10 protein-coding genes and 5 pseudogenes are annotated in these 13,804 nt (G+C 37.8%); 12 read left to right on the forward strand and 3 right to left on the reverse strand.

Features of this window, described 5'->3' with window-relative positions; genetic code table 11:
- Positions 1-278 precede the first annotated feature (278 nt).
- Positions 279-740: a thioredoxin fold domain-containing protein gene (locus OWR28_RS07605; RefSeq protein ID WP_332386118.1), complete on the reverse strand. Its 462-nt coding sequence runs from the start codon at positions 738-740 to the stop codon at positions 279-281.
- Positions 737-2,805, reverse strand: a pseudogene (locus OWR28_RS07610) (TonB-dependent receptor plug domain-containing protein). The gene OWR28_RS07605 and the pseudogene OWR28_RS07610 overlap by 4 nt, the downstream one beginning before the upstream one ends.
- Positions 2,806-2,927: 122 nt before the next feature.
- On the opposite strand from OWR28_RS07610, the gene OWR28_RS07615 reads away from it, so the two are divergent.
- The 12 genes and pseudogenes from OWR28_RS07615 (at position 2,928) to OWR28_RS07670 (ending at position 13,308) form a co-directional block, all read left to right on the forward strand.
- Positions 2,928-4,079, forward strand: coding sequence for a homogentisate 1,2-dioxygenase (locus OWR28_RS07615; protein ID WP_332386119.1), 1,152 nt, complete (start codon positions 2,928-2,930; stop codon positions 4,077-4,079).
- A gap of 171 nt (positions 4,080-4,250) precedes the next feature.
- Positions 4,251-5,761 (forward strand): annotated as a pseudogene (scpC, locus tag OWR28_RS07620) (succinyl-CoA:acetate CoA-transferase ScpC).
- 220 nt (positions 5,762-5,981) lie between these two features.
- Positions 5,982-7,256 carry an acetyl-CoA hydrolase/transferase C-terminal domain-containing protein gene (locus OWR28_RS07625; protein ID WP_332386120.1) on the forward strand — a complete coding sequence of 425 codons (1,275 nt, stop codon included), beginning with the start codon at positions 5,982-5,984 and terminating at the stop codon, positions 7,254-7,256.
- 140 nt (positions 7,257-7,396) lie between these two features.
- The gene (locus tag OWR28_RS07630; RefSeq protein WP_332386121.1) at positions 7,397-7,657 is read left to right on the forward strand and encodes a hypothetical protein; all 261 of its coding nucleotides are present in this window, start codon (positions 7,397-7,399) and stop codon (positions 7,655-7,657) included.
- Positions 7,658-7,776: 119 nt separating this feature from the next.
- Entirely contained in the window at positions 7,777-8,187 is a 411-nt protein-coding gene (locus OWR28_RS07635; protein ID WP_332386122.1) for a hypothetical protein, read from the forward strand.
- 235 nt (positions 8,188-8,422) lie between these two features.
- Positions 8,423-9,552: pseudogene (hppD, locus tag OWR28_RS07640) on the forward strand (4-hydroxyphenylpyruvate dioxygenase).
- Between the two features lie 71 nt (positions 9,553-9,623).
- On the forward strand, positions 9,624-9,935 hold the full coding sequence (locus tag OWR28_RS07645) for a hypothetical protein (protein WP_332386123.1): 312 nt from the start codon (positions 9,624-9,626) through the stop codon (positions 9,933-9,935).
- 8 nt (positions 9,936-9,943) lie between these two features.
- Positions 9,944-10,084 (forward strand): hypothetical protein, encoded by a 141-nt coding sequence (locus OWR28_RS07650; RefSeq protein ID WP_332386124.1) that lies wholly within the window; start codon positions 9,944-9,946, stop codon positions 10,082-10,084.
- Positions 10,085-10,136: 52 nt separating this feature from the next.
- A pseudogene (fahA, locus tag OWR28_RS07655) lies at positions 10,137-11,383 on the forward strand (fumarylacetoacetase).
- A 32-nt stretch (positions 11,384-11,415) separates the two neighbouring features.
- Positions 11,416-11,822, forward strand: a pseudogene (locus OWR28_RS07660) (GxxExxY protein).
- 60 nt (positions 11,823-11,882) lie between these two features.
- Positions 11,883-12,704: a flavin reductase family protein gene (locus OWR28_RS07665; RefSeq protein WP_332386125.1), complete on the forward strand. Its 822-nt coding sequence runs from the start codon at positions 11,883-11,885 to the stop codon at positions 12,702-12,704.
- Positions 12,705-12,738: 34 nt separating this feature from the next.
- The gene (locus OWR28_RS07670) at positions 12,739-13,308 is read left to right on the forward strand and encodes a hypothetical protein (RefSeq protein WP_332386126.1); all 570 of its coding nucleotides are present in this window, start codon (positions 12,739-12,741) and stop codon (positions 13,306-13,308) included.
- A 60-nt stretch (positions 13,309-13,368) separates the two neighbouring features.
- Here the strand turns inward: OWR28_RS07670 and OWR28_RS07675 are convergent, their stop codons facing one another.
- Positions 13,369-13,569 (reverse strand): Ivy family c-type lysozyme inhibitor, encoded by a 201-nt coding sequence (locus OWR28_RS07675; protein ID WP_332386127.1) that lies wholly within the window; start codon positions 13,567-13,569, stop codon positions 13,369-13,371.
- Between the last annotated feature and the right edge of the window lie 235 nt (positions 13,570-13,804).

Below are 13,804 nucleotides of genomic sequence, written 5' to 3' on the forward strand. Positions count from 1 at the left end.
GATAAAAATTCATGTAGATGCAGCAAATTTTACAGAGATCTGCGTAATCTGTGCGATCTGTGGGAAATAAAAAGATTTTTAAAGTTGGGAAAACGCAAAGGCGCAAGAAAAACAAACAATAAGTTGTTTTGTGGTGCAAGAAAATCAAAGATTTTCAGCAAAGATTAATAGTATTAGGAACATACAATTTTATCGCAGTTAAAATCCCTTGCGTCTTATAAACAGATTAAAAAGAAATACCTTAGCGCCTTTGGGTTTTCCAACAAAAACTTCTCAACTTACAAACCAGAAACCTCCTTCAGTTTGTCCTTCATTTTTTCAGACGTCATCTGCCCTTCCTGATAATACACCAGATTCTGATGTTTATCCAGAAATATCCACAAAGGATAAACCGGCTGATTTTTATTCTTTGATAATGCCAGTGCCAATTCATGAATTCCGGAATTTCCATTCTGCAGATATTCAAATGTCTGATTCTGGAAATAAATCTTTTCCTTCGTCTTCTCTGCTTCAAAATTAACAAAATAAAAATGATCATTCATCAAATGAACCAGCTCTTTATCCTGGCTCAAACGATAAGACTCAATCTTACAGACCGCACACCAATCTGTATATAGATGGATCACAATTGGTCTAGGATTTTCTTTCTGCCGTATCTCAAGATCAGAAAAAGTGCCTGCCTTCATCTGAGACAGATAAAAACAGGGCACTAACATTAAAAATAAAGCTAATTTTTTCATTTTAAAGTATATTTTACACCCAGGAAACCTCTGATTCCCTGCATCGGTGCATAGCCGTATGCCGTATCAAAAGTATAATGATTAGGATTGTTAACAGGATCATCAACATATTTATCAAACGGGTCAAACGGTCTCATCAAAGGGTCTTTGGGTCTGAAATTGAATAGGTTTTTTATTCCGCAATACACTTCAAATCCGGATGTAAAGCTCTTAGACACCTGAATATTAGCCAGAGAATAAAACGGTGAATATTCAGGGCGGTAATCGTTTATCAGAACAGGAAGCCTCATAGGTCCATAGAACTGTCCTGTAAAATCGATGGTCAGATTGCCTGAAACTTATAAGTCAGGTTATAAGTACCACTCCATTTTGGAGCATGAAGCTGCTGTGTTTTCTGGTTTTCATTATCAAATTTCTGATAAACATCAAGATACGTTACTCCCAGATTGACACTCAGAGGAAAATTAAAGCTAAAATCCACATTCAGGGAAGCTCCTCTTGAAATTCCATAACCGTGAAGATTATCGTAAATAATTTTATTCGGATCAGAATCGAAATCACCTACAATTTTATTGCTGAAATAGGTATAAAATGCAGAAGCATCAAGATTCAGCAAACGGTTTCCTACCGGAATTTTCCAGATATAATTCAGGTTCCCGTTAACAGATCTTTCCGGCTTCAGGTCTGATTTTACCACGACTTCTCTTGAGCCTGTCAAAGCTGCATGATCTTCCGTAAACAAATTAACCACTCTGAACCCTGTTCCAAAATTGAAACGCAATGTGTGATATGGATTAGGATTGAATTTCCATGCAAATCTCGGTGAATGTACCGAATGGTGGACTTTATCATAATCATATCTGTACCCAAGCAGCAAAGTATTTTTATCATTGATCTCCCACTGATCCTGGATAAAGGCACCCCAGATCGGGGATTTCATCGGTGCATTGGTGATCCCGTCTGCGGCTAATGTTCCCGGAGTATTATCATCATAAAATGTTCTTTTAAATGTAAGTCCGGCAGTAATATCATGTTTCCCGAGGCTTCTGTCCCAATACGTCTGCACAAAAGCTACCTTTTGCGTGGCATTGAACGGATTGGATCCGTAAAATGAATTCTGGTCATGATAGTTATAAGAAAACTGAGTCACAATATGCTCTTTCATGGGCCATTCATATAAACCGAAAATCTCTGCCCTGTTGGTATAAATACTTTCTCCGTATACGTTATCACTGCCACGGAAAGACTTATTCCATTGCATTTCACCTCCAAAACGGTCTTCATACAGGTACCTCATCGCAAAACTTGCCTGTCTGTTTTCCTTTCTTTTAAAATTCCATTTGTTGAAAACCGAAATCCTGCTTTGCAGCGTAGCGTCCGTAAAATTATCTTTATTCTGATCTATCCTTTCCTGAAAGCTGAAATAATTTAAACTTAATAATGAAGCGGCCTTTTTTCCAACATTGAATTTTGTGGAAAGATCCAGATTATTTTCACTCCAGGTACTGGTCATCATATCAACACTCAGTTTAGGGGCAGTCAAAGCATTTTTGGTAATAATATTGATCACTCCTCCCATCGCTTCAGAACCATATATAGAAGACGCAGGACCTTTTACCACCTCTATTCTATCCACCAGGCTATTAGGGATTCCGCTTAATCCGTATACGGTGGAAAGTGAGCTTACAATCGGCATTCCGTCAATCAAAATCATCGTGTAAGGTCCTTCCAGCCCGTTGATGTGGATGTCTCCCGTATTGCATACCGAACAGTTCAGCTGAGGTTTTACTCCATTCACCATGGCAATGGCCTCAAAAATGCTGGGCGTAGGATTTTTCTGGAAAAATTTCTGACTGTAGATCTCTACTGCCACAGGACTTTTCGATCTGCTCATTGGTTTTATGGTTCCTGTAACCACTACATCTTCTATATTACTTGTTTTGATTCCACTTTTTGTAACGCCTGCAGAGTCAGGATCTTTAAATTGTTGGAGACTCAAACTATCTGCCTCCTGTGCAAAACAGTAAGTTGATAAAAAAGTAATAGAAAATAATATTCGCTTCATGAAATTAAAATTGTTAGACAAATCTAACAATTATTTTTCAAATACAAAACTTTGCTTAAAAATATAGATTGAGTCAATTCATGAAAAATGATTAAATTTGAGAAACTACATACGAAAGTAAAATGAGATATCATCAATCGGGAAATATCCCACCAAAAAGGCATACGATCTTTAAGTCTCCTGAAGATAAATTTTACTATGAACAGCTTTTCGGTACGGAAGGCTTCCATGGTATTTCTTCTCTGTTATATCATATCCACCGCCCCACACAGATCAAATCGATCGGTGAGCCGAAAGATGTCACTCCTAAGATAGCTGTGGAAAAAAACATTACTCCCAGAATGTTTAAGGGGATGAATGTTACTCCTGAAAACGATTTCCTGGACAGCCGGAAAATTCTCTTGATGAACAACGACCTGAAAATGGGATTGGCAAAACCAAGAAATTCGATGGATTATTTCTACAAAAATGCAGAATGTGATGAGCTTTTGTACGTTCATCAGGGAGCCGGAATTCTGAAAACATTTGTAGGAGACCTTGAATTCGTAACCGGAGATTATCTTATTATTCCGAGAGGAACCATTTATCAGGTAGAATTAACATCTGACGATACTGTATTTTTCGTACTGGAAAGCCACTCTCCTATTTATACTCCGAAAAGATACAGAAATGAATTCGGGCAGCTTCTGGAGCATTCTCCATTCTGTGAGAGAGATATGATGGCTCCTGTTTTCAAAGAACCCGTTGATGAAAAAGGAGAATTCCTGATTAAAGTAAAAAAAGAAAACCAGATTACAGATTTCATCTACGCAACACACCCGTTTGATGTTGTGGGCTGGGACGGATATTTTTATCCTTATAAATTCAATATTAAAAACTTTGAACCGATTACAGGAAGAATTCATCAACCGCCGCCGGTTCACCAGAATTTCGAGGGACACAATTTCGTAGTCTGCTCATTCTGTGCAAGAATGTATGATTACCATCCACAGGCGATCCCGGCACCTTATAACCACTCCAATATTGACTCTGATGAGGTATTATTCTACACGGAAGGTGATTTCATGAGCCGTAATCATATTGATTTGATGGATTTTACGCTTCACCCCGGAGGAATTGTACACGGACCACACCCAGGTGCTATGGAAAGAAGTATCGGTAAAAAGTTCACGGAAGAATATGCTGTTATGGTTGACCCTTTCCGTCCTTTGAAAATTACAGAAGAAGCTTTAAAAGTGGAAGATCCTTCTTATAAAACTTCTTGGCTGGAATAAAACAGTACAATCATCAGAAAAGTATTGCTGAATACATACAAAAGACGCTTTAAATCCTTTATTTAAAGCGTCTTTTTTCGTAAATTTGTGAGGTATGGTTAACATATTGACCATCATTATTTTTCATGACGCATCCTAAGTAATGGTGGTTTAAAACAAAATCAATATTACATGTTAGAAAGAATCAGATTAGAAAGCCTACGCGACAAAGTAACCACCGCGGAAAATGCAGTAAAGATTATCAAAGACGGCATGACCATTGGGTCCAGCGGCTTTACAAAAGCAGGTGACAGCAAAGCCGTTTTGCCGGCACTGGCGGAAAGAGGAAAAACCGAAGACCTTAAAGTTACTTTAATGACAGGAGCTTCACTAGGCCACGGTACCGACGGAAAACTGGCAGAAGCCAACGTCCTGAAAAAAGAATGCCCTTCCAGGTAGATCCTGTATTAAGAAACAAAATCAACAATGGTGAAATTCTCTTCATCGACCAGCATTTGAGCGAAAGTGCCGAACTTCTTCACACTAAAAATCTTCAAAGTATTGACGTAGCGATTATTGAAGCGGCCTATATTGAAAGAGACGGAAGTATTGTCCCTACTACATCGGTAGGAAATTCGGTAACCTTTGGGGCTTTGGCTAAAAAAATCATCATTGAAATCAATACAGAAGTTCCGGAAGAAGTCTACGGAATCCATGACATTTACCAGGCAGAAGATTATCCTTACAGAAATGTCATTCCTATTGTAGCTCCATGGAATAAAATCGGAAGAAAAAGCATTCCCGTTGACCCCAATAAAATTGAAGCCATTGTTTTTACTAACCGCAAAGACAGCCCGGCAGATATTGCAGAACCGGATGAAAAAACTACCGCTATCGCTAAACATCTTCTTGCATTCTTTGAAAATGAAGTACGTTTGGGGCGTCTTACAGACAGATTACTTCCCCTTCAGGCAGGTATTGGTAAAGTAGCCAATGCTGTTCTCACAGGTTTCAAAGACAGTAATTTTTATGATCTTACCATGTTTTCCGAAGTACTTCAGGACAGTACCTTTGATCTGATCGATTCCGGTAAGCTAAGCTTTGCCTCAGCATCTTCCATTACCGTTTCCCAGGAATGCTACGAAAGAGTTTTAGGAAACCTCTCAAAATATAAGGAAAAGTTTGTTTTAAGACCTCAGAACATTTCCAATACTCCCGGATTAATCAGAAGATTGGGAGTAATTGCCATCAATACTGCTATTGAATTTGATATCTATGGAAATGTAAATTCTACCCATATCGGTGGAACAAAAATTATGAACGGAATCGGAGGTTCCGGAGACTTTGCAAGAAATGCTTATCTGAGTATTTTTGTAACGCAGGCAGCTTCAAAAGGAAACAATATTTCCCACGTCCTTCCAATGGTTTCGCATACTGATCATACTGAACATGATGTAGATATTCTGGTAACAGATGTTGGATTGGCTGATTTAAGAGGTTTAGCTCCAAGAGAAAGAGCACAGAAGATCATAGACAATTGTGTCCACCCGGATTATAAAGAAGAATTACAATCTTACTTCGACAGGGCCTGTGAAAAAGGGGGACATACTCCTCATTTATTACAGGAAGCCTTCAGCTGGCATTTGCGATTTGCAGAAACCAGAAGCATGAAGCAGAAAACAGCTGCAGAAGCCGCTAATTAAATATTTTCACCAAGAAATAAATAAGAAAAAGGACTGAATGCCAATGCATTTGGTCCTTTTTTCTGTTACATTCATATCCGGTTGATTCATATGACAAAAGTCTGTACCATATCCTTAAAATATTTATATGAATATAAAATTATAAAGATTATCTTTGAAAGAAGAGCGGTATTTTTATGAGATGTAAAAATACGTTGAACACCCTTTTAAAAGACAAAATATGAATAATTACATCAGTGCGGAAGAAGCAATATATACAATAAAAAGTGGAAACCGTGTATTCTTTCACGGCAGTGCATGTACCCCGAATTATCTGATTTATGAGCTGGCAAGACAGTCCGGCAGGTTACAAAATGTGGAAATGGTTTCCATTACCCAGCAGGGAAATGTGGAAATTGCAAAGCCTCAATACAAAGACAGCTTTTTCATCAACTCTTTATTTGTTTCCACCCCTGTGCGTGATGCTGTAAATTCCGACAGAGGTGACTTCGTTCCGGTATTCTTAAGTGAAATTCCTATTCTGTTCAGAAAAAATATCTTACCTCTGGATGTAGCCCTGGTCACTGTTTCACCTCCGGACAGACATGGCTTCTGCACACTGGGAACTTCTGTAGATATTGCCAGAGCAGCAGTAGATACGGCAAAAATCATTGTGGCCATCGTTAATCCAAGAATGCCGAGAACCCATGGTGACGGTATGATCCACATCAGCAGAATCCACAAACTGGTATGGCATGAAGAGGAACTTCCAACGGTAGATTACGGTTCAAAAGTAGGTCCTGAAGAAATGCTCGTTGGGAAAAATGTGGCTGAACTTATCGAAGACAAATCTACCCTTCAGATGGGTATCGGAACCATTCCTGATGCGGTTTTGAAATGCCTTACCAATCATAAAGACCTCGGAATTCATACAGAAATGCTGAGTGACGGTGTTATCGATCTAATTCAGAATGATGTGATCAATAACAAATATAAAGGGTACAACGACAATAAAACCATTACAAGCTTCTGCTTCGGAACCAGAAAACTCTATGATTATGTAGATGATAACACCGTGTTTGCTTTCAGAGATGTAAGTGAAGTCAATTTCCCGATCAATATCATGAGAAACAAAAAAATGGTCGCCATCAACTCTGCCATTGAAATAGACCTTACAGGACAGGTATGTGCCGACTCTATCGGAACTCTTCAGTACAGCGGGATCGGAGGACAAATGGATTTTATGCGTGGCGCGGCTTTAAGTGATGACGGAAAACCTATCATTGCCATTACGGCCAGAACCAAAAAGGGAGTTTCAAGAATTGTTCCTTTCCTTAAACAGGGAGCCGGAGTGGTAACAACAAGAGGTCACATTCACTACGTCGTTACTGAATACGGTACTGCTTATCTGTATGGAAAAAATCTTCGCCAGAGAGCACAGGAGCTGATCAGCATTGCCCATCCTGATGACAGAGAGATGCTGGAGAGAGCGGCTTTTGAAAGATTTAAACACTGATAATCAAATCATAAAGCACACAAAAACTATTTTCAAAACTGATTACTTAAAACAAATTTTGAAATCAACATCCCTAAAACACAAAAAAACATTAATATTTTGGCAGTATATTTGATAAAATTCATTCAAAAACAAGGAAATTGAAAACTATATATAATTCGATACGGGAAGAAGTTATAAAGCATCCCAAAGTGAGGAATTCTGTTTTAGGGAATGTGAATGAATGGAAAAGAAGCCATTACATTATTCTTTCTGAAATTATTAAAGACGAACTTTCCGGAGCTGAGGAACTGAAAGGAGGAAAAAATTTGAAATCGGAAATACCATTTCCCATGTTACCCTCCAGCGGTTCTTTGAGAATGATTACCAGGATAAAACCCACAGTGATCTCAGATTTCTGAAAACCCTTGATAAAATCTGTATTTTCTTAGGATACAAAGATCTTAACGATTATATCCATGCAATCAGATACAGAAAACAGAACGAAGAGGAAAATAATGATCAGTCCCATCTTACACAGATGGTGTACGATTATTGTGCCGCAGCTTTTGAATTCTATAAGCAGTTTCCGTCTCACAATACCGAACTTTTAAAAGGCCTCGTTTTCGATGATTCCCCTTTCCTCGAAAGAGCATCACAATTCAGCAAAGAGCTGTGCGATAAAGATTTTCACCTGGTAACAAAAAACAACCGGTCCAATTATGAAGTTTTTGATATTCATATCGTTACCGATGAGCCGGACAAGAAAATCCTGGAATCCCAGGAATTCTGGAATCTGCTGTTCAAGGTAGGAGAAACCGGTGAAGAACATTTTGTGAATCAGCTGAGTACCCAGATCTACTTTATCCGGAAAATAAATGATACCTGGAAGATATGGGATAATTACAATCCGGATGCCGGGATGCTGAACAGAAAAATTGAAACCATCTAAAATAAGAAAGCCGTAGATACTCTCTACGGCTTTCATGTTTCGAAATATTTTTTCACTTGTATTTTGTATAACAAATGTAGTCAGACGATTTTAAACTTATTAAACTTAAATATACTTAAGTAAACTCTTCTTTAATGTTATGTTAAATATATTCAATGAATCCGCGGGAATATTTTCGCAATGTCCAAGTTTTTTGTAATTTGCATACCAATAAAATAAAAGTAAAAGAGAAAATATGTCAACACTTACATTTGCCGAGAAAATAGCTCAAGCAGAAAATTTCCTGCCGATTAACGGTACGGATTACATTGAGTTTTATGTAGGAAATGCAAAACAGGCTGCCCATTATTACAAAACCGCTTTCGGTTTTCAGTCTGTAGCTTACGCGGGTCCTGAAACAGGAGTAAGAGACCGTGCATCTTATGTACTTCAACAGGGAAAATCAGATTGGTATTAACAACAGGACTTAAGTCTGATTCTCCTATCAACGAACACGTAAAAAAACATGGTGACGGAGTAAAAATTTTGGCACTTTGGGTAGATGACGCTTATGCAGCTTTCGAAGAAACAACTAAAAGAGGCGGAAAGCCATATTTAGAGCCTGTAACGTTAACTGATGAGCATGGTGAAGTAAGAATGTCCGGTATCTACACCTATGGAGAAACCGTTCACATGTTTGTGGAAAGAAAAAATTATAACGGAGCTTTCATGCCTGGATATGAAAAGTGGGAAAGTGATTATAATCCTGAAGAAACTGGTTTATTATATGTAGACCACTGTGTAGGGAATGTTGACTGGAACAGAATGATCCCTACAGTAGAATGGTATGAAAAAGTAATGGGATTTGTAAACATCCTTTCTTTTGACGACAAGCAGATCAATACAGAATATTCTGCACTGATGTCTAAAGTAATGTCCAATGGAAACGGATATGCAAAATTCCCTATCAACGAACCTGCAGAAGGTAAAAAGAAATCTCAGGTAGAAGAATATCTTGATTTCTATGAAGGAGAAGGTGTACAGCACATTGCTGTGGCTACAAAAGACATTATCCACACTGTAACTGAGCTTAAAAAGCGTGGTGTAGAGTTTTTATCTGCTCCGCCTGAAGCTTATTATGATATGGTTCCTGAAAGAGTGGGCCATATTGATGAAGATCTTAAGAAACTTCAGGAGTTAGGTATACTTATTGATCATGATGAAGAAGGATACTTATTACAGATCTTTACGAAGCCTGTAGAAGACCGTCCTACTCTATTCTTCGAAATTATTGAAAGACACGGTGCACAGAGTTTTGGCGCCGGGAATTTCAAGGCTTTGTTCGAGGCATTGGAGAGAGAACAGGAAAGAAGAGGTAATCTTTAATTTTACATTAGAAAATATAAGTTTTGTCAGGATACTGTATTCTGGCAAAACTTTTTTATAAAACACAGTATATGAGAAAATTTTTAATCGGGATTTTTCTTTTGGGAACATTGGGACTTAAGGCTCAATATGGAACTCTGAACGAAATCCTTAACCGGCTTGAACAAAGAAAAGGCATCAATCAGCATCTTGAGAATGTAAATATTGACAATAAGAAGTTCATTTTTATTAAAGATGAGGCCGATCATACGGAACGGGACTTTATTATCATTAAAGGAAATAATGCCACCTATGTAGAAGTTTTTGATGATAAAGCAACAGGAGAAAGCAGTTCCAATGTTTTCACCGGTGATGTCATCAGGAAAAAAATATTATTTCCTTAAGAGCAGATATGCTTGAAAATAAAAAAATCCCAATGCCGGTCACCAAAACTTTATTGCTGACCCAGCAGGATAATATCCTCTACCTCATCGATGTCAATACCAGAGACAGATGGATAGATGAAGCCTCTTATTCAAAAAAGACCCAATAAATGTTCCGGGGAATTCTCCGGATGATATTTAATCTAACTAAAATCTAAACTTATGAAATCATTTGTAGACTATTCCTCAAATTCGGATTTTTCTATACATAATATTCCTTTCGGAGTCGCAGTTTTTAACAAAGAATATATCGGATGCTGTACAAGAATCGGAGACCAGGTAATTGATCTTGCCACTTTGTATGACCTCGGTTATTTTGAAGATATTGAAGGGTTGGACGACAATGTTTTTGAAGCCTATACCATCAACGAATTTATTGAACTTGGAAAACCTGTTACCAATGCTGTTCGTACCAGAATCCAGACTTTATTGCAGGAAGGGTCCATTTTATCAAAAGATCAGAAAACCATTGAAGAAGCATTTTATGATCTGGATAAGGTAAAAATCATGATGCCTGTTCACATTCCGAATTATACGGATTTCTACAGCAGTATTGAGCACGCTACCAACGTTGGAAAAATGTTCCGCGATCCGGCAAACGCTTTATTACCCAACTGGAAACATTTGCCAGTGGGTTACCACGGAAGGGCCTCCTCAATTGTTGTTTCAGGTACAGAAATCAACCGTCCGAAAGGTCAGATGAAACCTGCAGATGCAGATAAGCCTGTTTTCGGTCCATGCAAGCAGCTGGACTTTGAACTGGAAATGGCTTTCATCATCAATAAAAATACTGAGATGGGAGAAAGTATTTCTACCAAAGACGCGGAAGATGCCATCTTCGGTATGGTTATTTTCAACGACTGGTCTGCAAGAGATATTCAGTCATGGGAATATGTTCCGCTGGGACCATTCCTTGCAAAAACTTCGGTTCATCCATTTCTCCATGGGTCGTTACCCTTGAAGCGCTGGAACCATTCAGAACCGCTTCTCCGGTACAGGATCCTGAAGTCTTGGATTATTTAAAATTTGAAGGTGATAAAAACTACGATATCAACCTTGAAGTATACATCCAGCCTGAAAACGGTGAACAAAACCTGATCTGCGAAAGCAACTACAAACACATGTACTGGAATATGACCCAGCAGCTGGCACACCACACCGTAAACGGATGCAATGTAGAAGTAGGTGATATGTATGCGAGCGGAACCATTTCAGGAAGTGACCCGAAATCTTTCGGTTCTATGCTTGAGCTTACATGGAGAGGGCAAAATCCTTTATCATTAAGCAACGGAGAAGAGAGGAAATTCATCGAAGACAATGATACGGTTACCATGAAAGCATGGGCTGAAAAAGATGGTGTGAGAGTAGGCTTCGGAGAAGTTTCCGGTAAAATTATTCCAACACTTTAATTTCTTTTACCACAAAAGTCACAAAAGAATTGATGATTACGCAGTCATATTTAACAGATCTTACCTATAAAATAAATGGTGCTTGTATAGAAGTTCACAAAATTTTAGGGCCGGGCTTATTGGAAAGCGTATACCATAAATGTCTGGAAGAAGAATTCAGATTAAGAAATATTAATTTTAAATCTGAATTGAAGGTTCCAGTACACTATAAAGGAAAAGAAATTAATTGTGATTTCTTTTGTGACTTTTAATTGAAGACTTAATTGTGTTAGAATTAAAGTCAGTTATGAAGCTTAATGATATTCATAGAGCTCAACTTCTTAACTATATTAATTTAATGAAGAAACCTAAAGGTATTTTAATCAATTTTAACGTAAAAAATTTATATCACGAAGGACAGCAAACTTTTGTGAATCAATATTACGATATGCTTTTTTAAACTTTAAAGATTAGAGCTATTTCACTTAAAACTTTTGTGCCTTTTGTGGTTAAATAGAATATGAAAACAGTAATCCCCTCCGAGATAACCTCCGTACAGCTGCAGACCATTATGCAGACAGCTGTTTCACCGCGCCCGATTGCATTGGCTTCCACTGTGGACAAAGACGGTCATAATAACTTATCTCCATTCAGTTTTTTTAATATGTTCAGTACGGTTCCTCCGATTCTGATTTTTTCACCTTCGAGGAGAGTACGTGACAATACCACCAAGCATACCCTGGAAAATATTCTTGAAGTACCGGAAGTGGTAATCGGAACCGTCAATTTTCCGATAGTACAACAGATTTCTTTAGCTTCCACAGAATATGAAACCGGAGTCAATGAGTTTATCAAATCCGGTCTTACAATGAAAGATGCAGATCTTGTACAACCTAAACTGATTGAAGAATGCCCCGTCAATTTTGAATGTAAAGTATTAGAGATAAAACCATTGGGTGATCAGGGCGGCGCAGGAAATCTGGTAATCTGTGAAGTTCAGAAAATCCACATCAGAGAAGAATATCTGAATGAAGACGGAAATCTGGATCAGAAAAAACTGGATATGGTAGCGCGCCTGGGAAGCAACTGGTATTCCAGAAGCAATGAAAACAGCCTTTTTGAAGTACCAAAGCCCCTGGTAACAAAAGGAATCGGTTTTGATCTGCTGCCGGATTCTATTAAATACAGCAAAGTATTTACAGGAAACGACCTTGGAATGCTTGCCAACACTGAAGTATTACCTGCCGATGACTTCCATTCCGATGAAAATATTCATCTTGAGGCCCAGAAGTTACTTCTGGAAAGTAAAATTGAAGAGGCCTGGAAATTATTAATCAAATAATTGAGCTGCATTCATGAAAAAATATATTTTCTTTATGTTTTTTCTATTCATAGTTTTACAGTCATGCTATTATCCGGTAAGGAAAGATTATGGCATGTACAGTAAAACATTAGTGTTTTCTAAAGACAAAAAATGGTTGATTAATGATATCAGAACAGGGGTAGATTCGCACCACAGAGAAATGATGGGTAAAGAAACTCTTCAGTTATTTCAAAATTTAAGCAATGGTCATGCGTATGATTTAAAAATGGCAAAAGCGGAGAACCTTATTCAACATAATATTCCATTTGAGCCGGAAAGTGAAGATCTTGAAACACTGAAAAATAATTCTGATTTTAATTTTCTGGTAAACATCTACACCATGAATATGCGTAACGGTTTAGACAATTCCATTGGGATCCGGTATGAATATGAAAAAAATGAAACTTTTGCAATGATGGATGTTTATGATATGACAACCATCAAAAAGATATATTCTTTAAAAGCATATTCGGAAGTTTCTGTAGGTAAAGATCAGAAAGCAACCATTTTCACTCCTACAACTGAAATGATGACCATGAAAAACTTCAGGAGTCTTTTAAAGGCTGTAAAAGAACGCTGTTAAAAACTGAAAATATCTATTGACAATCAATAAAAAAGGAGTGAAAGTTTCACTCCTTTTTTATTATTTGGATTTAAGCGATTCTGAAACAGTAATTTTTCCTTTTTCAGCAAAATCTGTTACCTTACCGTTTTTATCAATGGTAACATTCAGGTTGTCATTTTTGGCATCATAGTAAATACTTGTAGAATACCCCGGACAGTCGTGCTGCTTACAGCCTGTCAGTTTATAAATCCCATTCTCTGATGCGATGGGACTTTCCACGTTGAAATTTTTACCATTTCATCGTATTGGGATCCTGCCAGTTTTTTCAGTCTTTCTGATATACCTTTATCTTCAAAGAATTTAATATCATGTGGATATTTACCTACATTCCTGGTGATCATATTATCAGGAGCCGGAGCAGAAGGTGATGGTGATGCAACAGAATCGTTTTTTGGAGTTGAGACAGTGTCCTGAGGCATCGCCGTAGTAAGAGTATCCGTGCTGCTTGCAGAAG

This window comes from Chryseobacterium sp. 1B4, from assembly GCF_036631475.1.
Classification (GTDB): Bacteria; Bacteroidota; Bacteroidia; order Flavobacteriales; family Weeksellaceae; genus Chryseobacterium.

What these genes read in the sequence shown, in the direction of transcription:
- OWR28_RS07605 (WP_332386118.1), bottom strand. Translation starts at nt 740, where the DNA reads ATGAAAAAATTAGCTTTATTTTTAATGTTAGTGCCCTGTTTTTATCTG.
- OWR28_RS07615 (WP_332386119.1), top strand. Translation starts at nt 2,928, where the DNA reads ATGAGATATCATCAATCGGGAAATATCCCACCAAAAAGGCATACGATC.
- OWR28_RS07625 (WP_332386120.1), top strand. Translation starts at nt 5,982, where the DNA reads ATGAATAATTACATCAGTGCGGAAGAAGCAATATATACAATAAAAAGT.
- OWR28_RS07635 (WP_332386122.1), top strand. Translation starts at nt 7,777, where the DNA reads ATGGTGTACGATTATTGTGCCGCAGCTTTTGAATTCTATAAGCAGTTT.
- OWR28_RS07645 (WP_332386123.1), top strand. Translation starts at nt 9,624, where the DNA reads ATGAGAAAATTTTTAATCGGGATTTTTCTTTTGGGAACATTGGGACTT.
- OWR28_RS07650 (WP_332386124.1), top strand. Translation starts at nt 9,944, where the DNA reads ATGCTTGAAAATAAAAAAATCCCAATGCCGGTCACCAAAACTTTATTG.
- OWR28_RS07665 (WP_332386125.1), top strand. Translation starts at nt 11,883, where the DNA reads ATGAAAACAGTAATCCCCTCCGAGATAACCTCCGTACAGCTGCAGACC.
- OWR28_RS07670 (WP_332386126.1), top strand. Translation starts at nt 12,739, where the DNA reads ATGTTTTTTCTATTCATAGTTTTACAGTCATGCTATTATCCGGTAAGG.